We start from the raw sequence: 24545 nt of genomic DNA, 5'->3' as shown, positions 1-24545 counted from the left end.
CGCATGTTGACGTCGCCGCCCTGCGCGGTTACCTCCCAGCCTCGGACAGCGCCAGCCCGGTGCCCGCATCGAACAGGTGCGCACGGTCCAGGTCGACCGTGACAAGCAGCCGCTCGCCCGGCGTACCGGTGACGGTGGGTCGTGCCTTGACCTTGAGGATCTCCGTCCCCACTCGGACGTCGACCACCGTTCGGTCACCGAGCGGCTCAAGGCCGTAGAGCTCACCCGACAACGACGCGTTCCCACGCTGCTCGACGGACAGGTCCTCTGCGCGCAGGCCCAGCAGCAGCGGACGACCGTCCTCAGCCGTGGTCCAGCGGGGCCGCGGCAGCGTCCAGCCTTCCGCCCCGAGCAGACGATCTCCCTCGGCGTGGCAGGCGAGCAGGCTGATCGGCGGGCTCCCGACGAAGCCTGCGACCCACTGGTTGGCTGGACGCTCGTACACCTCGGTCGGCGTTCCGACCTGTTGCACCTTCCCCTCCTTGAGGACCGCGACCTGGTCGGCCATGGACAGGGCCTCGACCTGGTCGTTGGTCACGTAGACGAAGGTTCCCCCGAGGCTCCGGTGGATGCGGGTGAGCTCGGTGCGCATCTCGACGCGGAGCTTGAGGTCGAGGTTCGTCAGCGGCTCGTCCATGAGAAACGCGCGCGGGCGACGGACCAGCGCCCGGGCCAGGGCGACACGCTGCATCTCACCGCCCGACAACTGCGCGGGACGACGCTGCAGCAGACGTTCGATGTGCAGCAGGCTCGACATCTGCTCGACGGCAGCGGCGACCTCGCTCGAAGAACAGCGGCGTGCCCGCAGCGGCGAAGCGATGTTTTCGTACACCGTGTGTCGCGGATAGAGGGCGTAGCTCTGGAAGACCATGGCCAGGTCGCGTGCGGCCGGGGCGTCACCGGTCGCGTCCCTCCCGTCCAGATGCACCGACCCGGCGTCAAGCTTCTCAAGGCCGGCGATCGCTCGCAGGGTCGTCGTCTTGCCTGCCCCGGAGGGCCCGAGCACGACGAAGAACGAGCCGTCCGGCACGTCCAGCGTCACCCCGTCCAGGGCCTGGACTTTACCGAAGGACTTGCACAGCCCGTGCACTGCCACGGTTCCCATCAGGCCACCAGCTCTTCCGTGCTCACGTCGTAGACCGGCGGGGGCCCGCCGGTGTGCCGCAGCCCGACCGGTGCGTCAGCAGCGAAACGGACAGTCGGTGGCATCCGAACCCGTACGTCGCGCTGGCCGCCGTGGTCAACCACGTAGATGATTTCGTCGCCCAGCCACTCCGCCGAGACCACGCGGGCCGGGACCGAACATTCCTCCCCTGGTTCCGTGACTTCCAGCGCCTCCGGCCGGACGCCTGCGACCAGGCAACGGTCGCGCGGCAGGCTTGGCGGTGGCGTGAGGACCAGTCCGCTCTGACTGCGCAACTTCCCGTCGGCCACCTCCACCTCGATCAGGTTCATCGGCGGGGAGCCGATGAACGCGGCGCAGAAAAGACTCGCCGGACGGTCGTAGACCTCCAGCGGCGTGCCGATCTGCTCGACGCGGCCCTTGTTGAGGATGGCGATTCTGTGACCGAGCGACATCGCCTCGACTTGGTCGTGGGTGACGTAGACCAACGTCGTCCCCAGTTCCCCCTGCAGGTGCTTGATCTCCGTGCGCATGTCCGCCCTCAGCTCCGCGTCCAGATTGGTGAGAGGTTCGTCCATGAGGAATGCGCGCGGTCGTCGCACCAGGGCGCGAGCAAGCGCAACGCGCTGCTGCTCCCCGCCGGACAGCCGGTGCGGTCGCCGGTCCAGGAGCGGACCAAGCCGCATCAGCCGGGCGGCCTCCTCGACCCGCTCGTGCACCTCCGGCTTGGGCAGTCCCTCGGCCCGCAGGGGGAACGCCAGGTTGTCGCGGGTTCTCAGATGCGGGTAGAGAGCGTAGAACTGGAACACCATGGCGATGTCGCGCTCGGCGGGCGGCAGGTCGTTGACCAGCGTGTCGCCGATGCGGATGTCGCCCGTCGTCTGCCTCTCCAGGCCGGCTATGGCCCGCAGCGTGGTCGTCTTGCCGCAACCCGAAGGGCCGAGCATCACGAACAGCTCGCCGTCCCCGATGGACAGATCCACGTGATCGACTGCGACCGTCCCGTCCGGGTAGCGCTTGTGCAGGGCGGTCACCTCGATGCCCGCCATCAGCGTCGCACCGCCCCGAGCGTCACACCGGCGACGAGGTGCTTGCGCACCAGGTAGGCGAAGACGAGCACCGGTAGGGCGAACACCACTGAGGCGGCGGCCACGAGACCCCAGTCCACAGTGGTTCCACCGATGAGGCCGGCGATGGCGGGCGGGGCCGTCCGCACGTTGTCGCTGGAGGTGAGGAAGATGGCGAACACGAACTCGTTCCACGAGAAGATGAGTGCGAAGACCGCCGTCGCGGCGATGCCGGGCACGAGCAGGGGAAGGGTGAATCGCCAGAACGCCTGCAAGCGGGTGTAGCCGTCGAGCATGGCGGCATCCTCATACTCCGCGGGCACCTCGTCGACGAACCCCTTCATCATCCAGATCGTGAACGGGACGTTGAACGCTGTGTAGATGAGGATCAGGCCGAGCTTGGTGTCGAAGAGTCCGACTTGGCGGTACATGAGGAAGATCGGGATCACGACCACCACGGGCGGCATGAAGCGGGTGGACAGGATGAAGAACAGTTGGTCCTTCTTGGCCTTCACGGCGAAGCGTGAGTAGGCCCAGGCCGCCGGGACCCCCAGTACGGTGGCCAGCACCGTGGAGACCCCGGCGACCACGACGGAGTTGAGGAACGAGACGGACAAGGCCGAGCGACCGCCGCCGGAGGCGAAGAACACGTCCTTGAAATGGTCCATAGTGACCTTGAAGTCGAAGAACTTGGCCGGGATGGCGTAGACGTCCCGGTTCTCCTTGATGGACGTCTCGATCATCCACAGCACCGGAAAGAGCATCACGACGGCCAGCGCGGTCAGTAGCGCGACCTCCAGCACGGAGCGGCCCCGGCCGCCAAGGCGGCGCGCGGGGGGCGTGTGATCCCGGACAGGACCTGTGGACACGGTCTCGTCGACAGATACGCCCATCAGTCCTCCTTGAGCTTGTTCAAGTAGCGCATGTAGAGCTGCGTGAGGACGATGACGATGAGGACCATGAGGATCCCGTACGCTGACGCGGTTCCGGTGTTGAAACCCAGGAACGCGACCTTGTAGACGTGGAACGACAACGTCTCGGTGGAGACCCCCGGACCTCCGCTGGTGAGGATGTAGACGAGGTCGAACAGCCGGAAGGCCTCGATGGCCCTGAACAACACAGCGATGAGGAGCAGCGGCCACACCAGCGGAAGAGTGATGGTGCGGAACCGGAACCACTCGGACGCCCGGTCGATCGAGGCGGCCTCGTACAAGTACTTGGGGACCGCGGTAAGGCCCGCGAGTGCGATGAGCATGATGAACGGCGTCCATTGCCAGGTGTCGACCACGATCAGGGAAATCAATGCTGTTCGCTGCCGGGTGAGCCACTCCACCTGCCCCAGGCCGAGCGAGCTGAGCATGCTGTTGATCACGCCGAATTGCGCGTCGAGCATGAATCGCCAGAACAGCCCGACCACGACCGGCGACAGCATCATCGGAACCAGGAACAGAGTGGTCAGCAGTCCTCGCCCGTGCGTGCGCCGTGAGATCAGGTAGGCGATGGTGAAACCGAGCACGGTCTGCAGGGTGACCGCGCCGATCACGTAGATCAACGTCGTCAAGGTCCTCAGGTGGACCTGCGCCGAAGACAGGATGGCGGTGTAGTTCTCGAACCAGATGAAATGGGCGGGCCCCCCGCGGGTGGCCGAGTAGTCGGTGAAAGACAGGTACAACGCCCACAGCAGCGGGAACACCGACATTGCGAGCAACAGCAGCAACGCGGGGGAGATGAAGGCCACGGTGAGCCGGCGGTCGCTCAAGTGGCGGGACCAACCCGGTGCGGGCGGCGTCGCAGACGCCACCTGCCCGGGGTGGTCGGTCGTCAGAGGGACGGGGTTACTCACAGTCCGCCGCCGCCCTTGCGGCTGCTGGAGTCGAGCACGCCCTGCTGCTCCTTGGCGATGTCGTCGAGCGCGTCCTTCGGCTTCTTCGCGCCGTTGAGAGCCGCGTTCACGTTGGTGTTCTCGATGTCGACGAGGCGCGCGTACTCGGGGACGTTCCACATGTCCCGCATCCGCGGAACCGAGTCGGTGTACACCTTGTTGAACGGCTGGGCGTTGAGGAACTCGGGCGACTCCAGGGCGTCCGTACGCGATGGCACGCCGCCGGCGGCGGCCCACTTCTTCTGGATGTCAGCCTGCTCGAACCACTTCATGAAGTTCAGGGCCTCCGCCTGCTTCGTCGTGGAGGAGTAGGCCGACACGTGCATCCCCATGCCGCCGAGAGGCACCAGGTTCGTCTTTTGGCTCGGCAGGGGGGCAAAACCCAGCTTGTCGAGAATCTGCTCCCGCGTGGTGCCGAGCGTCGACTGCTTCGGGTCGAGCAGGCCGCCGCTCGCGGCGATCCAGTTGAACGCGATGCATGCCTTCCCCTGGGCGACCGCCGCGTTCACCTCGTCGATGAACCAGTTGCCTGAGCCCTTGGCGGTCAGCGGCTTCATCTTGTTGACCAGGACGTCCATCGCCTCCTGGCCCGCAGCGTCGTTGAGGACGCCCTGGATCTTGCGCGTCTTGGAGTCCCAGAGGTTGCCGCCGTAGATGCCGTTGACCGTGTTGTAGGTCACGGCCGCGGCGTCGGAGCCGTTGGCCTGGTGGAAAGCCAGCCCGCTGACGCCGGGGTGGTCCGCCTGGCACTTCTCGGCGACTGAGATCATCTCGTCCCAGGTCTGCGGTGGCTTTTCGCCGATCAGGTCCTTGCGGTAGATCATCGTCCAGGTGTCGCCGAGCAGCGGCAGTCCGTACAGGCTGGCGTTTTCGTCGCGCTTCCCGGTCTCCGCCTGGGGGAACTGGCCGTAGGCCGCCAGGAGGTACGGGTTGTAGGCCTTGACGTCGATGTTCTTCTTGACGAAGTCGGTGATGTCGAGGATGTTGCCGTTCGTCACGGCCTCGCCGATGTGTTGCGAGTCCAGGATCGGGATGTCGAAGTCGGTCTTGTGCGCTGCGAACTGGGTGAATATCGCGTCGTGCCAGTTCGCGTTCGGCACGGTGTTGACCTTGATGGTCACATTCGACCGCTCCTTGGTGTACTCCGCGTTCGCGAAGGCTTCCAGCGCGTGGGCGGGGGGCCAGTCGAACCAGACGAAGCTGAGGGTCAGCGGGTCCTTGGTGAGCTCCGGGATAGTCGCCGGTGCCTTGGGGGCGCTCGCCGCGCCGTCGTCCTGACCGCAAGCCGCCATGGTCGTGGCCACTAACATGGCCGCCGCCGCCAGTCCTATTCGCTTCGGATACCGCATCTTCTTGCCTGCTTTCTGGGTGGGGACCTCTGGAGCCTTGCTGCGTGCTTCGCCGAGCAGTTGCTGGGTTGTTCAGACGTGTTGCCGGCTGTCGCAGGGGCTGACCCGCAGACCGGCGTCACTAGTACGCCGCGACGTAATGGGGCTTCAAGCAGTCAAGAAGTCCTTCGGTCCCTGTGCGGCCCGGTGGCGAATCGAGTAGGACGTCGAGCATGCTCATAGGAGCTCCAACTAACCGAAGCGGAGCGATGGCGGGCGGTTCCGCGATGGGTGAAGGATGGCTGGCATCCGCCACCTTTCCTATACGATCCGAGTGGGAGCGTCAACATCCCGGAGCGTTGCGACCGATGTCAACAGGTTCCCGAAAACGCAAGAAAGGACCTCACGTCACGATGGACGACGAAGCGACGATCGCGCGGCGCCGTGGGGCCACGACGGACGGAATGCCGCCGGGAAGATCTCGCGGCCGGCTCGCCGACGAGGTGTACGACACGCTGCTCGGACAGCTGATGTCGCTACGGATCGAGCCTGGCTCCCGCGTCACGATCGACGTCCTGGCGCGGGAGCTGGGGGTCTCGCAGACGCCGATCCGAGACGCTCTGAACCGCATGGAGGCCGAGGGCCTGGTCGTGCGTGTGCCCCATGCCGGCTATCGCATTCCCCCCCAAATCACCCGTCACCGCTTCGAGGACATGCTTGAGCTCCGCCTGCTCCTCGAGCCGGCGGCGGCGCGCAGATCCGCAGAACGCGCATCCTCGAAGCAGGTGGCCGACCTGCGACGACTGCTGGAGGAGATGGCGGAGCTGGAGGGGGGCGATGGGCCCATGGCCTATGGCGCCTTCGGGCTGCGCGACGCCGCTTTTCACGATCTCGTCGCCCTGAGCGCGGAGAACCAGGTCATCCGCGAAGCGCTCGCTCGCCTGCACACACACGTGCACCTGTTCCGGCTTCTCCACGACACCCAGGTCACTCACTTGGCCATGGCCGAGCACGAAGAAGTCGTGGCCGCGATCGCCGCGCGTGACTCCGACGCCGCCGCCTACGCCATGCGTCGGCACATCCTGCTGTCCGGCGAGCGGTTCCGACGGTTGTTCGACGAGGCCGAGGGCGCGGACGGAATGGCAGTGGAGGCTTGACGGGCGGGCCGGGCCGAGGAATGCTAACGCAATCGGATCGGATCGGATCGGATTGGATCCACCTCACCCGCCTCAGATGCGAGGAGAAGCAGGTGCCCAGAGCGCTGCTCCTGACCGGCGACGCCGCCGAGGAGCTCGACACCATGTATCCCTACTATCGCGTGCAGGAGGGCGGCTGGGACGTTGACGTCTCGTCACGGACGATGCGTGACGTTCAGCTGGTCATCCACGAGTTCGACCCCAACTCCGACGCCTACGTGGAGAAGAACGGCCGAAAGTTGCCGGTCGACGTGCCCTGGGCCGAGGTCGACGTCGAGCGCTATGACGCCCTTATCATCCCTGGGGGACGTGCCCCCGAGTGGATCCGGGTCGACGCCGACGTCAGGCGCATCACCGAGCACTTCTTCGCGCGCGACCTCCCGATTGCCCTGGTGTGCCACGGCGCGCAGGTGCCGGCTGTGTACGGGCTACTGAAGGGTCGGAGGACGGCGTGCTTCCCCCCCATCACCGGTGACATGGAGAACGCGGGCGCGACGGTCGTCGACGCTCCCGACGTCGTGGACGGCAACCTCGTCTCCTGCCGGGGGTGGCCCGACATGCCGCAATTCGGCAGGGCGATGATGGAGCTCTTTTCGAAGTCCATCAACTCCGCATCGGCATGAGCACACCTGACCTGTCCCGGTGACGGCACTTCGGACCGTCACAGTCGAGGGCTCCCCCGTCCACGTCCTGGAGAGCGGCACCGGGCCCGCGGTGCTGATGCTGCACGGCTCCGGACCCGGTACGACCGGATCCGGCGCCTGGGCAACGACGACACAGGCGCTGGGCACGTCCTGGCACCTGGTGGCTCCTGACCAGGCGGGGTTCGGCCGTACACCAATCCCGGCGGGCTCCAGGGGTGGGCTCCGGCTGTGGACGGAGCAGGCCGCGGGCCTGATGGATGCTCTCGGTGTCGAGCACTACGCCGTGGTGGGTCACTCCATGGGCGGTGCCGTGGCGCTGGCGTTGGCGGCCGCGCGTCCCCAGCAGGTCACCCGTGTCGTGGCGGTCTCGACGATGGGCGCCCCCGGGGCGCCGCTGTCCGCCGAGCTCGACGCGATCTGGGCCGCCCCCGCCGGCCCGCTCGGGGCACGAGACATGCTGAGTCGCCTCGTCCTCGACCAAGCGCTCGTGACCGAGTCGGCCGTCGCTGCCCGTGCGGCTGCGATGCGAGCGGGGGCGGCCGCATTCGCGTCGCTGTTCCCTCCACCTAGGGCACGTTGGGCCGACGAGCTCACCCTCTCGGCGCAAACGCTGGCAGGGGTCCGCGCGCCCGTGCTGCTCGTCCACGGCGCCGAGGACCGAGTCACCCCGCTCGGGACGGCAGCCCTGCCCCTGCTCGAACACCTGGCCGATGTCCGTCTGTACGTGCTCGGCCGATGCGGGCACGTGCCGGCGCTCGAGCACCCGCACGACTTCAGGCGGCTCCTGTCGTGCTTCCTCGGCCGGGAACGAGGTCACTAATTGCTGCGACAGGTCCGCAGCCCGTGCTCAAGCAGATCAGCTTGAAGCAGGCGTGATCCGCGCAGAAGCTAGCGCCCTCCCCGAGACCCGAGCCATGACGAGGCAGTGGCCGAGGTCATCGCTCGACATGGTCGCATCGACATCCTCGTGAACAACGCCGGACGTAGCCACGTCGGTGCCGTGGAGGAAACCGGCCAGGCCGAGCAGCGGGCCCTGTTCGAGGTCCACTTCTTCGGCCCCGCGGCGCTGACCCGCGCCGCCCTTCCCCACCTGCGGGCACGGCGGTCCGGCGCGATCGTGCAGGTCAGCGTCTGGCCTAGCGTGACATCGTGTCCCGCTCGGAAATACGGTTTCGTACTCTGAACTGGGGTTTGCTGCATGATCAAGCCAGCGACTGCGACCATCGCTAGGTGTTGTTGTCGCTTGTCTACCGGCTGGTTCTTGAACGCGAAGAACCCGCTCGGATCGGCCTTCTCAGCCACCAGCGGCGGGATGGCAAGGTCTCGGCTGATGCGGCTCAGGCCGTCGCGGACCCGGCGCTCGATGTGGAGGCCATGGTCCATGATCTCCAGGTAGAAGTTGTCCTTGCCGAAGATCTCCTGGTATTTCGCGGCAGCCTTGGGCGCCTCGTCGTACTGCCCGAGCCGCAGCCTCGTCTGCACCTCACCCGACGGGCAGACTCCCACAGCGAGATCAGGAAGAACTCGGGCATGTCCCCGCTGGCGCGCCTGGTGAAGTAGGCGCCGCGGTTGCCCGGCGTCTCGGTGTAGCCGGGAAATCCGGTGCGCAGGAGGTAGTCCTCGTAGGCCGCGGCATCGGACTCCCGGGTCCAGCCCCGCCAGGTGCGAACGATCATGGGACCCATGATGGCGCAACCTGCTATTGCCGTACAGTGGTGACATGCTGGCGCCCGCGGAGCTCGTGCGCGACTTCGTGAACACCTACGCTCTCGATTCCGATGCCGACGAGCTGGCCTCACCCGCCGAGCTGGCCATCTGGCTCCGGGAGCGGGGTCTGATCGGCACGCGCGACCGCGCGACCGACGAGGACCTCACCGCCGCGCTCACCCTGCGGGAAGTCCTGCGGATGGGGTTAAGACGCGAAACTCCGGAGATGCCCGGACTGCTGGCCTTTCCGCTGCTGGTACGCGTCGGCGCCACCCCGGATCTGATCCCCGTCGAGGACGGCGTCCGGGGCGGTCTGGCCAGGATCGCCGCCGCCGTGACGGATCAGTCGTGGCACCGGCTGAAGGTCTGCGCCGAGAGCATGTGCCAGTGGGCGTTCATCGACTCCTCGAAGAACCGATCACGCTCGTGGTGTTCCATGCGGGTATGCGGCAACCGCACCAAAACGCGCGCCTACCGGGCGAGGAAGCAGGGTTCGCGTCATCTCCAAGGCTCAAACACCGATACGGTGTAACTCGTGCCTTGTGGCATGGACGGCAGGCGAAGGAGCGGGCCGAGATGGCAGACGTAGGCGTCCGGGCGGCCCGGCGCGAGGATGTGCTCCAGGTTGCGAACACTCAGATCCGCGCCTGGCGCTACGGCTATCGGGAGTTCCTCCCCGAGGGGCCGCTCGAGCAGATGACGGGGGCCGCGGCGGAGAAGATGTGGCTGCGGCAGTGGGACGAGGCGATCGTCGCCCCGCCCACACCCATGCACCGGGTGCTGGTGGCGGTGGAGACCATCCTCGACACCGAGGGCTTCCCGGCTCTGGGCGTGGGGGGCAGCGCCGCCCTGGCCACGCCGCGCGGCGGTGAGCGGGTGGTCGGCCTGGCCTCACACGCCCCCGCCGAAGACCCCGACCTCGACCCGACCATCGTCGCCGAGATGCTGACCCTGCTGGTCGATCCCGACTTCGTCCGGCGCGGGCATGGCAGCCGGCTGCTCAACGCCACCGTCGACCACCTGCGGGAGGACGGTTTCCGGCAGATCGTCACCTGGGTGTTCGCCGACAACTACGCGGTGCTGGGCTTCCTGGAGTCGGCCGGCTGGGGCGAGGACATGGCCGAGCGCGTGCTCGACATGGGGCGTCCTATCCGCATGGTCAGGCTCACCACCGACATCAGCTAGAGGATTCGTCGATATGGCAACCCCCGGCCAGTGGATCGCCGGCGCACGTCCCCGCACCCTGCCCAACGCCATCGTGCCCGTCATGGTCGGCACCGGCGTGGCGATCGGCGAGGACGGCTTCGTCTGGTGGCGCGCGATCGTCGCGCTGCTCGTGGCCCTGTCGCTGCAGATCGGCGTCAACTACGCCAACGACTACAGCGACGGCATCCGCGGCACCGATGACCAGCGGGTCGGCCCGATGCGCCTGGTCGGCTCGCGGGTGGCCACGCCGCCGCAGGTGCTCGCGGCCGCGCTCGGCTGCTTCGGCGTCGCCGCGGTGCTCGGGCTGATCCTGGTCCTGGCCACCCAGGCGTGGTGGATCCTGCTCGTGGGCGCCGCCGCGATCGCCGCCGCCTGGTTCTACACCGGCGGCAAGTCTCCGTACGGCTACCGCGCGCTCGGCGAGGTGGCGGTGTTCGTCTTCTTCGGCATCGTGCCCGTGGTCGGCACCGCGTACGTGCAGACTGAGCACCTGTCCTGGGCCGCTTTGGTGGCCTCTATCCCCATCGGGCTCCTGTCGTGCTCCATGCTCGTCGTGAACAACCTGCGCGATGTGGCGACCGACGGCGAGTCGGGCAAGCGGACGCTGGCGGTCGTGCTGGGCGCGGCGCGCACTCGTACGCTGTACGCGACGTGCTTGATCGTGCCGTTCGTGATCGCCCTGGCCATGATCCTGGTCGCCCCCCTGGCCGCGGCGGCCGTGCTCGCCGCGCCACTGGCGATCGCGCCGGTCAAGACGGTCCTGAACGGCGCCGTCGGCCCGGCGTTGATCGGCGTCCTGCAGCAGACCGGCAAGCTGCAGCTGGCGTACGGGCTGCTGTTCACCCTCGGCCTCGCGATCACCCTGTAGCTCTGCGGTCGGTCACCCTGTAGGCGGTTACGCGACGTGCGGGGGCCGGTAAGGGCCCCCGCACGCGCCATCAGCCTCAGCTCGCGGTGAGTCTCAGCCGCCGGTTGTCATGGTCGACCTCGGCGATCCGTACCGAGACGCTCGACCCGACCTGTCGCTGCTCCGGCCCGACGAGCAGCCCATGGATGCCGCCGGCGACCTCTATGAAGGCGCCGAACGGAAAGACACTGGCCACTCGCCCGTCGAGCACGTCACCGACGGTGTGCCGCGCGGTGAAGCCTTCCCAAGCACTGGACATGCGATCACCTCCTTCCTCTGCGATCTCCGCTGGGGGTACGCGAGAGGCGGCGGGCCACGGGCCCGCTCGGTGATCAAGGCGTGACCGGGCGCCCCGTCTCGTCATGGCACTTGGCCGACCCGGCAGTCACGGTCGCCACCCTACTCCGCTAGGGGACGGCCGTGAACAGCTCGTAACTGTGACCGTTGGGGTCCCTGACATAGACGCCACGGCCGCCGCCGAGGTGGTTGATCTCGCGGTCCCAGCCGTGGCCCGGGCCGGAGCCGTACGAGATCGACGGGGACTCCTGGAGGCGGCGCAGCACCGCGTCGAAGGTGTCGTCGTCGATCAAGAACGCGTAGTGGCCCGGCTGGACCTGGTGCCGGTCGTCGAAGTCGAACGCCAGGTCGTCGTTGACCCTGACGGGCACGAACGGACCGGACGGCTCGGAGACCGGCAGCCCGAGCAGGTCGGCGAGGAACGTGGCGGCGGCCGTCTTGTCGGCCGCCGGGACGATCAGATGGTTCAGGACGATGGACATGTCGCCTACCCTCACGAGAGACAATATATGCGATTCGCACACACTATATGTGCATATCGCATCCATCCGGGGGTACAGTGTGGGCATGAACGCGCACGGCGTTACCCCCGCTGACGGCGACGGCGGTCCCGCGCTCTTCCGGCTGGTGCGCTTCTGGTCGCGCCGGTGGATCAACAGCGCCTCGGAGGAGCAGACCGGGGAGACCCGCCACGTGCAGCACATCCTGGCCGTGGAGGCCGTCGACACCGGCAACGACGCCACCGAGGAGGCCACCGTCGGCACCGTGGCCCATCAGCTCGGTCTCGACCACTCCGGGGCCAGCCGCATCGTCAAGGACGCCACCAAGGCGGGCTACCTGGCCCGCGCCTCGTCCGAATACGACCGCCGGCGCGCGTCGCTGCAGCTCACCGCGCATGGCGAGAATCTCCTGGCGGGCTCGCGCCAGTGGCAGCGCCGCGCCTTCGACGAGCTCACCGTGGGGTGGGACGACTACGACCGCCGGCAGTTCGCCTCATACCTGAAGCGACTGGCCGACGAGCTCGGCGTCTGACCCGCCACGACTCGACCGGGCCCGGCATCTGTCACGGCATCCGCCACGGCCTGACCTGCCACGGCTTAACCTGCCACGACCGACCGCATGACCACGCGCGGCGCCACCTCGATGCCCAGCTCGCGTTCGTGCTCGACCAGCGCCCGCAGCTCCGGCCCCCACTCCGGCTCGGGCAGCACGGAGAAGCCGTGCCGCGCGTACCAGGGCGCGTTCCAGGGGACATCCCGGTAGGTCGTCAGCGTCACCGCGGCCGCGCCGCTCGCGGTCGCGTGGTCGCGCACCGCCGCGACGAGCCGCCCGCCGATCCCCTGCCGCATCCTCGACGGGTGTACGGCCAGCTGGTCCAGGTGCAGGTTGCCGTCGACCCAGCCGATCAGCGCGAACCCGGCAGGCGGCTCCCCTTCGACCAGCACGACGGACGGATCCGTGACCTCTTCGATCATGGTCGTCCCCGGCGGAAAAACGATCCCCACCTGCTCGAACAGCCCGTCGGCCGCCAGCTCCACATCGACCAGTCCGGGCAGCTCCCCCGGCTCGACCCATCGCGCCATGCCGACACGTTCTCATGTTCGGCCTGCTCGCGCCCCTGGATATTAATGTGGTGAGCACAGGCTCGGCTGTGCGGTGCCGGGATCCCCTCCTCACGTCGTGCCCATGACCCGGGTCAGGTCGTGGGCATGACGTGTGTTCAGAGGTCGAGCAGCGGCTCCAGGCCGACGGTCAGGCCGGGCAGCTCGCGCACCCGGCGCACACCGAGCAGCACGCCCGGGGTGAACGACGAGCGGCTCATCGTGTCGTGCCTGATCGTGAGGATCTCCCCGTCGCCGCCCAGCAGCACCTCCTGGTGGGCGATCAGCCCGCTCAGGCGTACGGCGTGGACGTGGACGCCGCCGACGTCGGCGCCGCGCGCCCCGTCGAGCTCGGCGGAGGTGGCGTCGGGCATCGGGCCCATCCCGGCCTTGGCGCGCGCCTCCGCGACCAGCTCGGCCGTGCGGCGGGCGGTGCCGGACGGCGCGTCGGCCTTGTTGGGGTGGTGCAGCTCGACGATCTCGACGGAGTCGAAGTGCTTGGCCGCCATCTGGGCGAAGTGCATCATGAGCACGGCGGCGATGCCGAAGTTGGGGGCGATCAGGCAGTTGGTGCTGGGAAACTTGGCCAGCCACCCGCGCACGGTGTCGAGCCGCTCGGCGCCGAAGCCGGTGGTGCCGACCACCGGGTGGATCCCGTGGGCGATCGCCCATTCGAGGTTGCCCATGACGACGTCGGGATGGGTGAAGTCGACGACCACCTCTGCCCCTTGGAGCCCTTCGATGGCGTCGTCCTTGTCGAGCGCCGCCACCAGCTCCAGGTCGGGAGCCGCCTCTACCGCCTTGCACACCTCGACGCCCACGCGACCACGCGCGCCCAGCACACCTACCTTAATCACAGGTCAACCCTATACCTGCCGAACCGCGCGGACCCTCCGGGGAGGAGGGTCACACGCGCCTCGGCAAGGCATCAGGCGATGGCGCTGGAGAAGTCCTTGTCGCCGTACGGACCGATCACGGCGAGCGTGAGCGGCCGGTTGAGGACGTCGGCCGCGACCTCGGCGATCTCGTCCGGAGTGACGGCCTCGATTCTGGCCAGCACCTCGTCCACGGACAGCAGCTCGTCGTAGACCAGTTCGTTCTTCCCGATCCGCGACATGCGTGAGCCGGTGTCCTCCAGCCCGAGCACCAGCCCGCCCCGCATCTGCCCCTTGCCGCGCATGATCTCGTCGGCCTCGAGGCCGTCGTCGACCACCCTGACGACCTCGTCACGGCAGATCTTGAGCACGTCGTCGATCTTCGACGGCAGGCAGCCCACGTAGATACCGAACTGGCCGGTGTCGGCGTAGGCAGAGGTGTAGCTGTAGGCGGAGTAGGCCAGCCCGCGCTTCTCCCTGATCTCCTGGAAGAGACGAGACGACATGCCGCCGCCGAGCGCCGCGTTGAGCACGCCGAGGGCGAAGCGCCGGTCGTCCGTACGGGACATGCCGGTCGTACCGAGCACCAGGTTGGCCTGTTCGGTTGGACGGTCGAGCACCTTGACCCCCGACCAGGTTCGGGCGCCCGGCCCGCTCGTGCGGGGCGGGTCGGCCTCCAGCGGTCCGCCGAGCGCGCCCGCCCGCTCGTAGGCGCGCACGACCAGCTCGACGACATCCTCGTGCCGGATGTTGCCGGCGACGGAGACGACCGTGCGGCGCGGCTCGTAGTGCTGCTGGTAGTAGCCGGCGATCCGGTCGCGGGGAAGCTCGTTGATCGACTCGACCGTGCCGAGGATGGGCCGTCCGATCGGCGAGTCTCCGTAGAGCGCCGCCGCGAACTGCTCGTGCACGACATCGGACGGGTCGTCGTCATGCATGGCGATCTCTTCGAGGATCACCCCGCGTTCGGACTCGACGTCGTCGGGGGTGATCAGCGAGCTGGTCACCACGTCGGCGAGCACATCCACCGCGACCGGCAGGTCCTCGTCGAGCACCCGGGCGTAGTAGCAGGTGTATTCCTTGGCGGTGAAGGCGTTGATCTCCCCGCCGATGCCCTCGATGGACGCCGAGATCTCCATGGTGTCGCGCGTGGGCGTGCCCTTGAAGAGCAGGTGTTCGAGGAAGTGGGTGGCCCCCATGTGCTGGGAGTCCTCATCACGCGAGCCGATGCCGACCCACATGCCGACCGCGACACTACGCACGGTCGGCATGGTCTCGGTCACCACGCGCAGCCCACCGGGAAGGACGGTGCGCCTTACCACCCCGGCCCCGTCACGGCCGGGGTGCAGCGTGGTGGTTCTCACGAGTTGCGGTCGTCTCCATCGGAACCGTCGGCGCGGGGCGCGCGCACCCGGGTGCGGGTACGGCGGGGACGGTCGTCGCGTGGCTTGTCATCCGACGCGGCGGCCGGCGCCTCGGCACCTTCGGAGGAGTCGGCCTCGCCCTTGGCCTCCTTCTCGGCGGCCTCCTTCTCGATCACCTCGACCGGAACCAGGGACAGCTTGCCCCGGCCGTCGATCTCGGCGATCTCGACCTGGACCTTCTCGCCGACGCTCATGACGTCTTCCACGTTCTCGATGCGCTTGCCGCCGTGCAGCTTGCGGATCTGGGAGACGTGGAGCAGGCCGTCCTTGCCGGGCATCAGCGAGACGAACGCGCCGAAGGCGGCGATCTTCACGACCGTGCCCAGGTAGCGCTCGCCGACCTCCGGCATGTGCGGGTTGGCGATGCCGTTGATCACCGTGCGGGCGGCCTCGGCCGACGGGCCGTCGGTGGCACCGATGTAGATGGTGCCGTCGTCCTCGATGGTGATCTCGGCGCCCGTGTCGTCCTGGATCTGGTTGATCATCTTGCCCTTCGGGCCGATGACTTCGCCGATCTTGTCCACGGGGACCTTGATGGTGATGATGCGCGGCGCGGTCGGGTTCATCTCCGCCGGAGAGTCGATCGCCTCCTGCATCACCTCGAGGATGGCCAGGCGGGCGCCCTTGGCCTGCTTCAGCGCGGCGGCCAGCACGGAGGCGGGAATGCCGTCGAGCTTGGTGTCGAGCTGAAGCGCGGTGATGACGTCCTTGGTGCCGGCGACCTTGAAGTCCATGTCGCCCATGGCGTCCTCGGCGCCGAGGATGTCGGTCAGCGTGACGTACTGGTCACCCTCGCCGATCAAGCCCATCGCGATGCCCGCGACCATCTCGCGCAGCGGCACACCGGCGTCGAGCAGCGCCATCGTGGAGGCGCAGACCGAGCCCATCGAGGTGGAGCCGTTGGAGCTCAGTGCCTCGGAGACCTGGCGGATGGCGTACGGGAACTCCTCGCGCGAGGGCAGGACCGGGATCAGCGCCCGCTCGGCCAGCGCGCCGTGACCGATCTCCCGGCGCTTGGGCGAGCCCACGCGGCCGGTCTCACCGGTGGAGTAGGGCGGGAAGTTGTAGTTGTGCATGTAACGCTTGGTCCGCTCGGGGTTGAGCGTGTCGATGACCTGCTCCATGCGCAGCATGTTGAGGGTCGTGATGCCCAGGATCTGGGTCTCACCACGCTCGAACAGCGCCGAGCCGTGCACCCGCGGCACCACGTGGACCTCGGCGGACAGCGCGCGGATGTCCTTGGTGCCGCGGCCGTCGATGCGCAGGCCCTCCTTGATGACCCGCTCGCGCATGAGCTTCTTCATCACCGAGCGGAAGGCGGCGGAGATCTCCTTCTCGCGGCCCTCGAACTCGGGAAGCAGCTTCTCGACGGCCAGCGCCTTGACCTTGTCGAGCTCGGTCTCGCGCTCCTTCTTGCCGGCGATGGTCAGCGCGGCGGCGAGCTCGGTCTTGACCGCGCTCTCCAGGGCGGCGTAGACGTCCTCCTGGTAGTCGAGGAAGACGGCGTATTCGGCGGTCTCCTTAGCCGCGACCTGCGCGACCCGCGACTGCGCCTCGCACAGCACCTTGATGAACGGCTTGGCGGCCTCAAGGCCCTGCGCGATCGTCTCCTCGTTGGGCGCGACGGCGCCCTCGGCGATCAGCTTCAGCGTGTCCTTGGTGGACTCGGCCTCGACCATCATGATCGCGACGTCGCCGTCGCCGAGCACCCGCCCGGCCACGACCATGTCGAACGTGGCGCGCTCGAGCTCGTGGTGCGTCGGGAAGGCGACCCACTGGCCGTCGATCAGCGCGACGCGGACGCCGCCGATCGGGCCGGAGAACGGCAGCCCGGCGAGCTGCGTCGACAGCGAGGCCGCGTTGATGGCGACCACGTCGTAGAGGTGGTCGGGGTTGAGGGACATGACCGTGGCGACGACCTGGACCTCGTTGCGCAGCCCCTTGACGAACGACGGGCGCAGCGGCCGGTCGATCAGGCGGCAGGTGAGGATGGCGTCCTCGGAGGGACGGCCCTCACGGCGGAAGAACGAGCCGGGGATGCGTCCCGCGGCGTACATGCGCTCCTCGACGTCCACCGTCAGCGGGAAGAAGTCGAGGTTTTCCTTGGGCGACTTCGAGGCGGTGGTCGCGGACAGGACCATCGTGTCGTTGTCGAGATAGGCGACGGCGGAACCCGCCGCCTGGCGCGCCAGACGACCGGTCTCGAACCGGATCGTGCGTGTGCCGAATGAGCCGTTGTCTATGACGGCTTCAGCGGTGTGGACACCCTCCACGGGGGACCTCCTTGGTCAGTCAGTCTCCCGCGCCCTCTTTCTCACCGGCACCCTCGTTAGGTGCAGCGCCGGTCTTCGATCGAAGCGCCCGGTCAGAACTGTCACTGTTACCGGAAGCCACTACCGAGGACCGGCCCGCATGCGTCGCGGGTCGCTTGGTGCTTGTGCGGACGCGGGGGCTCTTAAGTGTGTCTCGGATATTCAGTTGTACGGCGCTCGACGCGCCGGTGGTGCAATGAGAAGGGAGCGACGCGAACGCCGCTCCCTCTCACTCTATCGGCGCAGGCCGAGGCGCTCGATGAGCGCACGGTAACGCGCGATGTCGACCTTCTGCAGGTACTTCAGCAGGCGGCGCCGACGCCCGACGAGCAGCAGCAGGCCACGACGGCTGTGGTGGTCGTGCTTGTGCGTCTTCAGGTGCTCGGTCAGCTCGCTGATGCGCTTGCTGAGCAGCGCGATCTGCACCTCGGGCGACCCGGTGTCGCCGTCGGCCGTCGCGTATTCAGCGATGATGGTCTTCTTGGCAGCGGTGTCGAGGGACACGGCTCTCCTTTGAGCTACAGGCACGCGCGAATAGATAAATGATGCGAGCGACCGTGCGTGCCTACAGTCGCCGCGGCGAAGGCCGTCAGAGCAGCGCGCAGCGCCGCCGTCACTGGACCGACATGCAAGGTTACCATCGCGGTCAAGCGCCGCGTCATCAATCCTCAGCCCGAGGTCAGCCGCCTGGCCTGGTCGACGTCGCTGTGGATCTGGGCGATGAGCTCCTCGATCGAGTCGAACCGGGTGTTTCCCCGCAGTCTCGCGGCGAAGTCTACCGCCACGTGCACGCCGTACAGCTCCAGGTCGTCGCGGTCCAGCGCGTACGCCTCGACCGTGCGCGGGACCCCTTCGAAGGTGGGGTTGGTGCCGACGGAGATGGCGGCGGGCCAGCGCTCGCCCGCGTAGAGGGCGGGCAGGTTGGCGACGGGCACGCACTCCAGCCAGCCCGCGTAGACCCCGTCGGCGGGGATGGCCGTGTGGGGCGGCGTCTCGACGTTGGCGGTGGGGAAGCCGAGCCGGCGACCGCGCTGGTAGCCGCGCACGACCACGCCCTCCACCCGGTGCGGGCGGCCCAGGCCCGCCGTGGCGCCCTCGACGTCACCGGCCGTCAGCCGGCCGCGGATCTCGGTGGCGGAAACCCCGTCGAGCAGGGGGACCACCTCGACGGCGAAGTCGTACTTCTCGCCGAGCGCGACCAGCGTCTCGGTGGTGCCGGCCGCGCGGTGGCCGAAGGTGAAGTTCGCCCCCACCACGACCACGGCGGCCCGCAGCCGGTCGGCCAGGATCGACTGGGCGAACTCGCCGGGGCTCATCCTGGACAGCTCCAGCGTGAACTCCTCGACGCACACCTCGCCCACGCCGAGCCCGGTCAGCAGCTCCGACCTGCGCCTCGGCGTGGTCAGGCGGGCCGGGTGGGACCCGGGCCGGACCACCTCGGCGGGGTGCGGCTCGAAGACGACCGCGACGCCGCGCAGACCGCGCTCCCGGGCGGCGGCCACGGCCCGCTCGACCACCTGTTGGTGCCCGCGGTGCACGCCGTCGAACACGCCGATCGTGACGGCGGACCTATCCGAACCCTGCACGCCCGGCCCCATTCGCTTGTCGCGGATCAATCCCCCACCAGCCTGCCATGCGGCGCCGCGTCAGCTCCAATCGAGGGGGTACGATCGGCCGCACCATGCCTCGATACGCACTTCTGATCCTGCCTGCCTTCAACCGTGTCTACGGTGAGAGCGCGGTCCGCCTGACCCTCGCCGAGCTGGCCTTCTTCGGCCGGCGGGCCCTGGAGACCGAGGTGTCGGACCTCGGGGAGAGCGTGATCGGCGGCCTGCCGTACGTGAGCTTCGAGACGGCCGCGCCGCTCGGCGCCGGTGACGTCGCGCTGCTGTCCAACCTCTCCTCGGTCTACGCGCTCTATGGGATCGAGGGCGAGCTGCTGCGGCCGCTCACCGTGTCGCCGCTCGACCGGCTCAGCAGCGATCTGATCACGATCCAGAAATACGCCGGCAAGACGAACGAGCACTTCACCAAGCTGCTGCTGAACGTCACGGTGCTGGCCAGCGATCGGCGGCTGGACGAGCGACTGTCGGTGTTCGATCCGCTGTGCGGGCGTGGCACCACGCTCAACCAGGCCCTCATGTACGGATATGACGCCTATGGGGCCGATGTCGACAGCAAGGACTTCGAGGCGTACGCCGGCTTCCTCAGGACCTGGCTGAAGAACAAGCGGTTCAAGCACACCGCCGAGACCGTACCCGTACGGCGCGAGCGGGCGCTGGTCGGCCGGCGACTGAACATCTCCTTCAGCCGGTCGAAGGAGGAGTTCAAGTCCGGCGACACGCAGCGCGTCTCCGTGGTCAACGCCGACACCCTGCGCAGCCGCGAGTTCTTCAAGCCGCGCTCCTTCGACGTCGTGGTGACCGACGCCCCCTATGGCGTGCAGCACGGCAGCAGGGGCGGCGGCGGTGGGCTGTCGCGCAGCCCCCTGGAGCTCATCAGGAAGGCCGCGCCCGTCTGGGCGGAGCTGCTGCGGCCCGGCGGCGCCCTCGGCATCTCGTGGAACACCTATGGCGGCACCCGCGACGACCTGGCCGAGATTCTGGCCAAGGCGGGGCTCGACGTGGTCGATCTGCCGGACTTCGAGCACTGGGTCGACCAGGCGATCGTCCGCGACATCATGGTGGCCCGCAAGCCATAAGAGGTCGGACCTCTCCCCCGCTTCCGACAGCTCACATCACAACTCTTGACGAGGAGTGTGACGAGTGATCCTATGAATCCTGATAGGAAAGTTTCCTAATCGGGAGGAACGATGCGATTAGTCGCCACGGGCGCGCTAGCAATCGGATTACTCGTCCCAGCTCTGCCCGCCGCGGCCGACCCTGTGGAGTCGGGACCTTGGACCTCATACGAGCCGACGTTCACCGTCCAGGAGCGGGGTTGCGGTGACGTCAACGACCTGACCTTCAAGCTGAGCTGCTCCACCGGCAGCGGCGACCAGCGGGCCGAGCGGCGTTACGCCACCTACTCCAGCGGCACCCGCCAGTTCGAGGGCTACTTCAAGATCACCAGTCTGGAAGGCACCCGCATCAGCCTGAAGCAGACCTTCAAGACGACCGGCCCGTTCTTCATGCTCGCCGTCGAACGCGGCGGCCGGCTCTACTCCGTGCACGGCGGCGACACCATCGCCACCGGCGCCACGATCGGCACGACTGTCCGCGTCAACACCGTTCATGTGGTCGGCAGCACCCATCGGACCTACATCAACGGGTCGCTGAAGCACACCGTGTCGAGTGAGGGCGGCAGCTTCTACGACAAGTTCGGCGCCTACCGGACGGGCAGCGGCAAGGGTCCGGCCACGGTCGAGTGGAGCGGCATCCAGTTCTGGCGCAAGTAGCGGCGATGAGAGCAGCTCTGGTGGCTTTGCTCCTGCTGACGGCCGCCTGCTCGGCGCCGCGGCAGACGCCGGTCCGCCTGACGGCCACCCTTGTGTCGCCGACCGACATCACGCTGCGCTGGGAGGGCCGCGAGCCGGACGCCTCGGGGCACGTCCTGGAGTTCGCCACCGAGCCACAGGGGCCGTACACGATCCTGGGGTTCCTGCCGCCGGAGCAGAGCACGTACACGCATCCCGATCTGATCCCGCGCACACCGTTCTACTACCGGTTGCGGCCCTACTACGGCCAGGCCTCCGCGCCGGTGGACGTGGCGCTGGGCGGCGGCCCGTACGCCAAGCCGCAGCCCGGCTGGTCGGAGCCGCGGACCATCCCCGGCGGCCCGAAAGGGGCGCGGCCGGTCAGGAGCGAGGGGGCGGCGCCGTCGGATCTGCGGGCCATCGTGACGCAGGCCGACGGCGTGGCGTTCCGGTGGACCGACCGGACCTCCGACGAGGAGGGCTTCCTGCTGGAGGACCGCCCGTCGGGCCGGCCGGACTTCCGGGTCGTCGCCGCCCTCGATCCGGACGTCAACGCCTTCGGCCTGGTCACGCTGCCCGAGGAGAGCCGCGCGTCCTACCGGGTGCGCGCCTTCCGCTACGGGCCGCCGTCGAACGTCGCCCACCAGACCACGGGCGGCTCTTAGGAAATGAACCTTAGGAAATGAACCTTTAGGAAATGAACCTTTTAGGAAATGAACACGGCCAGGGGCTTGGCGATGCGGCCCTGCTCCTCCACCAGGGCGAGCAGCTCGCCTTCCGGCCCGAACACGCCGATCGGCCCCTTGCCGTGCCCCGCGGCGGGCAACCGTCCGCCGTGGCTGACGACCCTGGCCTCCTCGGCGGTGAGGTCCCAGCGCGGGAACGCCGCCGAGACCGCCTCCCCGATGGGCAGGACCACGCATTCCTCGGCCAGCCGGTCGATGGTCCTAGCCCGCGACAGGTCGTACGGGCCGACCCGGGTGCGGCGCAGCGCCGTCAGGTGCCCGCCGACGCCGAGCCCGGCCCCCAGGTCACGGGCCAGGGCCCGGATGTAGGTGCCGCTGGAGCAGGTCACCACGGCGTCGATGTCCATCACGTCGTCGTGCGCCCTGATGTCCAGCACGGAGAACTCCCGCACGGTGACCGGTCGCGCGGCCAGCTCGACGTCCTCGCCCGCCCGGGCCAGCTTGTACGCCCGCTGCCCCCCGACCTTGATGGCGCTGACCTGCGGCGGGATCTGCATGATCTCGCCGGTGAGCGCCGCGATGCCCTTCTCGACCTCGGCGGGGCGCACCTCGGCCGCCGGGGCCGTCGAGATGACCTCGCCCTCGGCGTCATCGGTGTTGGTGGTCACGCCGAGCCGGATCGTGGCCTCGTAGACCTTCTCCGTCAGCGCCAGGTGCCCGAGCAGCCGGGTCGCCTTCTCCACGCCGACCACGAGCACGCCCGTCGCCATGGGGTCGAGAGTGCCCGCGTGGCCCACCCGCCGGGTGCCGGCCAGCCGCCGCATCTTGGCCACCACGTCGTGGGACGTCCATTCGGCCGGCTTGTCCACGATGATCAAGCCACTTTCGGCCATCAAGCCTCTCCGTCTCGACTCGGCAGCAGCGCCCGGAACGCCGCGATGGTGTCCTCGACGCTGAGGTGCGAGGTGAATCCGGCCGCGTTGTGATGACCGCCGCCGCCCAGCACGGCGCAGATCGCGCCGACGTCGACCGCGCCCTTGGACCGGCTCGACGCCTGCCAGGCTCCCTGGTCGTCCTCCTTGAGCACCACCGCCACCTCGGCCTCGTCCGTGCGCCGCACGATGTCGATGAGGCCCTCCAGCTCGGTGTACGGCAGACCGTACGCGGCCCGGTCGACCCGGGGCACGTATGTCCAGACCAGGCCGTCATCCAGCGACACCCGCTCGAGCGCGGCGGCGAGCACCTTGAGGTAGCCGAACGGAGACCGGTCCCACAGCTCGCGGGCGATCTCGTCGGTCCGCAGCCCGGTGGCGACCAGCCGGGCGGCCATCTGGTGCACCTCTGGCGTGGTCGAGGCGTGGCGGAACGAACCGGTGTCGGTCACCAGCCCGGCGTACAGGCAGGTGGCGATGTCACGGTCCAGGCTGCCGCCGAGACGGTAGATCAACTGCTCGGCCAGCACGGCCGTCGCGGCGACATGCGGATCGATGAGGCTGAGCGTGCCGAACCCGGTGTTGGACAGGTGATGATCGACCACGATGACCTCGTGGGCCTTGGCCGTGTTGGGGCCCAGCAGGCCCAACCGGTCGGGCGTCGAGGAGTCGAAGGTGATCATCAGCTCCGGCTCCGCCGGAAAGTCCGCCGGCGGCACGAGCAGGTCCTGGCCGGGCAGGAAGCGCAGCAGGCGCGGCACGTCGAACTGCCGGTCGCCGAAGGAGGCGACGACCCGCTTGCCCTGGGCCCGCAGGACGGAGCCGGTGGCCAGCATCGAGCCGAGCGCGTCGCCGTCGGGTGACACGTGGCAGGCCAGCGCGATCTCGTCGGCCTTGCCGATCAGGTCGAGCGCGCGCCGCCAGGCGGGCTCGGGGATCACCGAGCCGGACGGCGGCAGCACGCCGTCCGGGCCGCTGGGCGGCGGAGCCTGAAGACGACCCTGCCCCCCAGCGCCCGAACCTGAGGCGTCGGGATTCGACGAGCCCGGACCCGCAGCGTCTGAACCCGACGCGCCCGGACCCATGCGGGGCGGGCGATCGGTTCTGTCGCGCACGTCGGGCGTCACTTCGCCGGCTGCCCGTCCTCGTCAGGCTTGCCGAGGAGGTCCGGCTCGTCGTCCTCCTCCGGCTTGCGGTAGGGGTCGGGGTCGCCGGCGTAGGTCGCGCCCTCGGCCTTGCGCGCCACCTCGGCGTCCCTGGCCTTGGCGGCGTTGATCAGATCGTCGAGCTGGCGCGCGCTGTCAGGCAGCGGGTCGTGCTTGAACTCCAGCGTCGGAGTGAAGCGGACACCGGTCTGGCGGCCCACCTCGGAGCGGATGATGCCTCTCGCGCTGTCGAGGGCGGCCGCAGTGTCGGCCCGCTCGGCATCGGAGCCGAACACCGTGTAGAAGACCGTGGCCTCACGCAGGTCGGCGGTGATGCGCGTGTCGGTCACGGTGACGAAGCCCAGGCGCGGGTCCTTGATCCGGCGCTCCAGCATCTCGGCGACGATCTGCTGGATGCGGTCGGCGAGCTTGCGCGCTCGTGCTGCATCCACCATGTTCGCTCCCCCTCACGCACGACCCGGAGGCCGTGCAGTCGTTCAGTCTTCGTCGTTGTAGAGCCGATGTCTCGCCGACAGCAGCTCGATCTCAGGGCGGAAGGCCACCATGCGCTCGCAGGCGTCCAATACCTCTTGGCAGTTGCCCGCCGAGCCCGAGACTACGGCGATGCCGACCTCCGCCCGGCGGTGCAGGTCGAGGTGACCGGTCTCGGCCACCGCGACACCGGGAAAACGCCTGTGCAGCTCGGCGACCAGCGGTCGCACGACGGAACGCTTCTGCTTCAGCGAATGTACGTCGCCGAGCAGGATGTCCAGGGTCAGAGCACCCACATACATCGTT

General features: G+C 68.5%; 27 protein-coding genes and 2 pseudogenes. 11 read left to right on the top strand and 18 right to left on the bottom strand.

Translation table 11 applies throughout. The annotated features are described in order from the left end of the window. Positions 1-28: 28 nt before the first annotated feature. The 5 genes from AB0J16_RS06170 to AB0J16_RS06150 form a co-directional block, all read right to left on the bottom strand. Complete coding sequence (locus tag AB0J16_RS06170; protein WP_358535207.1) at positions 29-1105, bottom strand: ABC transporter ATP-binding protein; 1077 nt, start codon at positions 1103-1105, stop codon at positions 29-31. Continuing rightward, positions 1105-2172: an ATP-binding cassette domain-containing protein gene (locus AB0J16_RS06165; RefSeq protein WP_358535205.1), complete on the bottom strand. Its 1068-nt coding sequence runs from the start codon at positions 2170-2172 to the stop codon at positions 1105-1107. Before AB0J16_RS06165 ends, AB0J16_RS06170 begins: the two co-directional genes overlap by 1 nt. Further along, on the bottom strand, positions 2172-3083 hold the full coding sequence (locus AB0J16_RS06160) for a carbohydrate ABC transporter permease (protein WP_358535203.1): 912 nt from the start codon (positions 3081-3083) through the stop codon (positions 2172-2174). The genes AB0J16_RS06165 and AB0J16_RS06160 overlap by 1 nt, the downstream gene beginning before the upstream one ends. Beyond that, positions 3083-3949 (bottom strand): sugar ABC transporter permease, encoded by an 867-nt coding sequence (locus tag AB0J16_RS06155; protein ID WP_358535202.1) that lies wholly within the window; start codon positions 3947-3949, stop codon positions 3083-3085. Before AB0J16_RS06155 ends, AB0J16_RS06160 begins: the two co-directional genes overlap by 1 nt. 80 nt (positions 3950-4029) lie before the next feature. Next, positions 4030-5382: an extracellular solute-binding protein gene (locus AB0J16_RS06150; RefSeq protein WP_358535199.1), complete on the bottom strand. Its 1353-nt coding sequence runs from the start codon at positions 5380-5382 to the stop codon at positions 4030-4032. A gap of 431 nt (positions 5383-5813) precedes the next feature. Here AB0J16_RS06150 and AB0J16_RS06145 point away from each other — a divergent pair, with 431 nt between their 5' ends. The 4 genes and pseudogenes from AB0J16_RS06145 to AB0J16_RS06130 form a co-directional block, all read left to right on the top strand. Beyond that, positions 5814-6557 carry a GntR family transcriptional regulator gene (locus tag AB0J16_RS06145; RefSeq protein ID WP_358535197.1) on the top strand — a complete coding sequence of 248 codons (744 nt, stop codon included), beginning with the start codon at positions 5814-5816 and terminating at the stop codon, positions 6555-6557. A 92-nt stretch (positions 6558-6649) separates the two neighbouring features. Beyond that, the gene (locus AB0J16_RS06140) at positions 6650-7219 is read left to right on the top strand and encodes a DJ-1/PfpI family protein (RefSeq protein ID WP_358535195.1); all 570 of its coding nucleotides are present in this window, start codon (positions 6650-6652) and stop codon (positions 7217-7219) included. 19 nt (positions 7220-7238) lie between these two features. Beyond that, positions 7239-8060, top strand: coding sequence for an alpha/beta hydrolase (locus AB0J16_RS06135; protein ID WP_358535192.1), 822 nt, complete (start codon positions 7239-7241; stop codon positions 8058-8060). Between the two features lie 102 nt (positions 8061-8162). Continuing rightward, positions 8163-8423, top strand: a pseudogene (locus AB0J16_RS06130) (SDR family NAD(P)-dependent oxidoreductase); the annotation flags it as partial. A gap of 116 nt (positions 8424-8539) precedes the next feature. Here the strand turns inward: AB0J16_RS06130 and AB0J16_RS06125 are convergent. Beyond that, a pseudogene (locus tag AB0J16_RS06125) lies at positions 8540-8737 on the bottom strand (PHP domain-containing protein); the annotation flags it as partial. A 223-nt stretch (positions 8738-8960) separates the two neighbouring features. Between AB0J16_RS06125 and AB0J16_RS06120 the strand changes: the two are divergent. The 3 genes from AB0J16_RS06120 to AB0J16_RS06110 are packed head-to-tail and all read left to right on the top strand — an operon-like array spanning position 8961 to position 11021. After that, a complete protein-coding gene (locus AB0J16_RS06120) occupies positions 8961-9479 on the top strand; it encodes a CGNR zinc finger domain-containing protein (protein WP_358535190.1) in 519 nt (172 codons plus the stop codon). 44 nt (positions 9480-9523) lie between these two features. Continuing rightward, complete coding sequence (locus AB0J16_RS06115) at positions 9524-10132, top strand: GNAT family N-acetyltransferase (RefSeq protein ID WP_357946807.1); 609 nt, start codon at positions 9524-9526, stop codon at positions 10130-10132. A 13-nt stretch (positions 10133-10145) separates the two neighbouring features. Then, entirely contained in the window at positions 10146-11021 is an 876-nt protein-coding gene (locus AB0J16_RS06110; protein ID WP_358535188.1) for a 1,4-dihydroxy-2-naphthoate polyprenyltransferase, read from the top strand. A gap of 76 nt (positions 11022-11097) precedes the next feature. On the opposite strand, the gene AB0J16_RS06105 is transcribed toward AB0J16_RS06110, so the two are convergent. Both AB0J16_RS06105 and AB0J16_RS06100 read right to left on the bottom strand, forming a co-directional pair. Further along, positions 11098-11319: a S1 RNA-binding domain-containing protein gene (locus tag AB0J16_RS06105; RefSeq protein WP_358535186.1), complete on the bottom strand. Its 222-nt coding sequence runs from the start codon at positions 11317-11319 to the stop codon at positions 11098-11100. Between the two features lie 148 nt (positions 11320-11467). After that, on the bottom strand, positions 11468-11839 hold the full coding sequence (locus AB0J16_RS06100) for a VOC family protein (RefSeq protein WP_358535183.1): 372 nt from the start codon (positions 11837-11839) through the stop codon (positions 11468-11470). Between the two features lie 85 nt (positions 11840-11924). Between AB0J16_RS06100 and AB0J16_RS06095 the strand changes: the two genes are divergently transcribed. Further along, complete coding sequence (locus tag AB0J16_RS06095; protein WP_357946797.1) at positions 11925-12389, top strand: MarR family winged helix-turn-helix transcriptional regulator; 465 nt, start codon at positions 11925-11927, stop codon at positions 12387-12389. Between the two features lie 65 nt (positions 12390-12454). On the opposite strand, the gene AB0J16_RS06090 is transcribed toward AB0J16_RS06095, so the two are convergent. The 6 genes from AB0J16_RS06090 to AB0J16_RS06065 all read right to left on the bottom strand — a co-directional run bounded on the left by AB0J16_RS06090 (position 12455) and on the right by AB0J16_RS06065 (position 19167). Continuing rightward, positions 12455-12940: a GNAT family N-acetyltransferase gene (locus AB0J16_RS06090; protein WP_358535181.1), complete on the bottom strand. Its 486-nt coding sequence runs from the start codon at positions 12938-12940 to the stop codon at positions 12455-12457. 137 nt (positions 12941-13077) lie between these two features. Then, entirely contained in the window at positions 13078-13815 is a 738-nt protein-coding gene (gene dapB / locus AB0J16_RS06085) for a 4-hydroxy-tetrahydrodipicolinate reductase (protein WP_358535179.1), read from the bottom strand. Between the two features lie 71 nt (positions 13816-13886). Beyond that, positions 13887-15197 (bottom strand): pitrilysin family protein, encoded by a 1311-nt coding sequence (locus AB0J16_RS06080; RefSeq protein WP_358535177.1) that lies wholly within the window; start codon positions 15195-15197, stop codon positions 13887-13889. After that, a complete protein-coding gene (locus AB0J16_RS06075; RefSeq protein ID WP_358535175.1) occupies positions 15194-17530 on the bottom strand; it encodes a polyribonucleotide nucleotidyltransferase in 2337 nt (778 codons plus the stop codon). Before AB0J16_RS06075 ends, AB0J16_RS06080 begins: the two co-directional genes overlap by 4 nt. A 273-nt stretch (positions 17531-17803) precedes the next feature. Then, on the bottom strand, positions 17804-18073 hold the full coding sequence (gene rpsO, locus AB0J16_RS06070; protein ID WP_214642971.1) for a 30S ribosomal protein S15: 270 nt from the start codon (positions 18071-18073) through the stop codon (positions 17804-17806). A 164-nt stretch (positions 18074-18237) separates the two neighbouring features. Further along, positions 18238-19167: a bifunctional riboflavin kinase/FAD synthetase gene (locus AB0J16_RS06065; protein ID WP_358536129.1), complete on the bottom strand. Its 930-nt coding sequence runs from the start codon at positions 19165-19167 to the stop codon at positions 18238-18240. An 83-nt stretch (positions 19168-19250) separates the two neighbouring features. Between AB0J16_RS06065 and AB0J16_RS06060 the strand changes: the two genes are divergently transcribed. The 3 genes from AB0J16_RS06060 to AB0J16_RS06050 all read left to right on the top strand — a co-directional run bounded on the left by AB0J16_RS06060 (position 19251) and on the right by AB0J16_RS06050 (position 21649). Continuing rightward, positions 19251-20270, top strand: coding sequence for an SAM-dependent methyltransferase (locus tag AB0J16_RS06060; protein ID WP_358535173.1), 1020 nt, complete (start codon positions 19251-19253; stop codon positions 20268-20270). 111 nt (positions 20271-20381) lie between these two features. Then, on the top strand, positions 20382-20966 hold the full coding sequence (locus tag AB0J16_RS06055; RefSeq protein ID WP_358535171.1) for a hypothetical protein: 585 nt from the start codon (positions 20382-20384) through the stop codon (positions 20964-20966). Positions 20967-20971: 5 nt separating this feature from the next. Beyond that, positions 20972-21649 (top strand): fibronectin type III domain-containing protein, encoded by a 678-nt coding sequence (locus tag AB0J16_RS06050; RefSeq protein WP_358535169.1) that lies wholly within the window; start codon positions 20972-20974, stop codon positions 21647-21649. A gap of 41 nt (positions 21650-21690) precedes the next feature. Here the strand turns inward: AB0J16_RS06050 and truB are convergent, their stop codons facing one another. The 4 genes from truB to AB0J16_RS06030 all read right to left on the bottom strand — a co-directional run bounded on the left by truB (position 21691) and on the right by AB0J16_RS06030 (position 24541). Continuing rightward, positions 21691-22563, bottom strand: coding sequence for a tRNA pseudouridine(55) synthase TruB (gene truB, locus AB0J16_RS06045; RefSeq protein WP_358535167.1), 873 nt, complete (start codon positions 22561-22563; stop codon positions 21691-21693). Beyond that, the gene (locus AB0J16_RS06040; protein ID WP_358535165.1) at positions 22563-23564 is read right to left on the bottom strand and encodes a bifunctional oligoribonuclease/PAP phosphatase NrnA; all 1002 of its coding nucleotides are present in this window, start codon (positions 23562-23564) and stop codon (positions 22563-22565) included. The genes truB and AB0J16_RS06040 overlap by 1 nt, the downstream gene beginning before the upstream one ends. Positions 23565-23725: 161 nt before the next feature. Next, positions 23726-24202 carry a 30S ribosome-binding factor RbfA gene (gene rbfA, locus AB0J16_RS06035; RefSeq protein WP_358535163.1) on the bottom strand — a complete coding sequence of 159 codons (477 nt, stop codon included), beginning with the start codon at positions 24200-24202 and terminating at the stop codon, positions 23726-23728. A 42-nt stretch (positions 24203-24244) separates the two neighbouring features. Then, positions 24245-24541, bottom strand: coding sequence for a DUF503 domain-containing protein (locus AB0J16_RS06030; protein WP_225299410.1), 297 nt, complete (start codon positions 24539-24541; stop codon positions 24245-24247). Between the last annotated feature and the right edge of the window lie 4 nt (positions 24542-24545).

Origin of the sequence: Nonomuraea sp. NPDC049750 (genome assembly GCF_040659625.1) — a bacterium.
Taxonomy (GTDB): Bacteria; Actinomycetota; Actinomycetes; order Streptosporangiales; family Streptosporangiaceae; genus Nonomuraea.
Note: the sequence above shows the minus strand (reverse complement) of the source record. Positions and strands in the feature narration are given on the sequence as shown.

Coding starts and splice junctions, on each gene's coding strand:
- AB0J16_RS06160 (WP_358535203.1), bottom strand. CDS start 3,083: ATGGGCGTATCTGTCGACGAGACCGTGTCCACAGGTCCTGTCCGGGAT.
- AB0J16_RS06105 (WP_358535186.1), bottom strand. CDS start 11,319: ATGTCCAGTGCTTGGGAAGGCTTCACCGCGCGGCACACCGTCGGTGAC.
- AB0J16_RS06030 (WP_225299410.1), bottom strand. CDS start 24,541: ATGTATGTGGGTGCTCTGACCCTGGACATCCTGCTCGGCGACGTACAT.
- AB0J16_RS06050 (WP_358535169.1), top strand. CDS start 20,972: ATGAGAGCAGCTCTGGTGGCTTTGCTCCTGCTGACGGCCGCCTGCTCG.
- AB0J16_RS06165 (WP_358535205.1), bottom strand. CDS start 2,172: ATGGCGGGCATCGAGGTGACCGCCCTGCACAAGCGCTACCCGGACGGG.
- AB0J16_RS06055 (WP_358535171.1), top strand. CDS start 20,382: ATGCGATTAGTCGCCACGGGCGCGCTAGCAATCGGATTACTCGTCCCA.
- AB0J16_RS06170 (WP_358535207.1), bottom strand. CDS start 1,105: ATGGGAACCGTGGCAGTGCACGGGCTGTGCAAGTCCTTCGGTAAAGTC.
- AB0J16_RS06060 (WP_358535173.1), top strand. CDS start 19,251: ATGCCTCGATACGCACTTCTGATCCTGCCTGCCTTCAACCGTGTCTAC.
- AB0J16_RS06090 (WP_358535181.1), bottom strand. CDS start 12,940: ATGGCGCGATGGGTCGAGCCGGGGGAGCTGCCCGGACTGGTCGATGTG.
- AB0J16_RS06145 (WP_358535197.1), top strand. CDS start 5,814: ATGGACGACGAAGCGACGATCGCGCGGCGCCGTGGGGCCACGACGGAC.
- truB (WP_358535167.1), bottom strand. CDS start 22,563: ATGGCCGAAAGTGGCTTGATCATCGTGGACAAGCCGGCCGAATGGACG.
- AB0J16_RS06115 (WP_357946807.1), top strand. CDS start 9,524: ATGGCAGACGTAGGCGTCCGGGCGGCCCGGCGCGAGGATGTGCTCCAG.
- AB0J16_RS06065 (WP_358536129.1), bottom strand. CDS start 19,167: ATGGGGCCGGGCGTGCAGGGTTCGGATAGGTCCGCCGTCACGATCGGC.
- rbfA (WP_358535163.1), bottom strand. CDS start 24,202: ATGGTGGATGCAGCACGAGCGCGCAAGCTCGCCGACCGCATCCAGCAG.
- AB0J16_RS06110 (WP_358535188.1), top strand. CDS start 10,146: ATGGCAACCCCCGGCCAGTGGATCGCCGGCGCACGTCCCCGCACCCTG.
- AB0J16_RS06100 (WP_358535183.1), bottom strand. CDS start 11,839: ATGTCCATCGTCCTGAACCATCTGATCGTCCCGGCGGCCGACAAGACG.
- AB0J16_RS06120 (WP_358535190.1), top strand. CDS start 8,961: ATGCTGGCGCCCGCGGAGCTCGTGCGCGACTTCGTGAACACCTACGCT.
- AB0J16_RS06095 (WP_357946797.1), top strand. CDS start 11,925: ATGAACGCGCACGGCGTTACCCCCGCTGACGGCGACGGCGGTCCCGCG.
- AB0J16_RS06150 (WP_358535199.1), bottom strand. CDS start 5,382: ATGTTAGTGGCCACGACCATGGCGGCTTGCGGTCAGGACGACGGCGCG.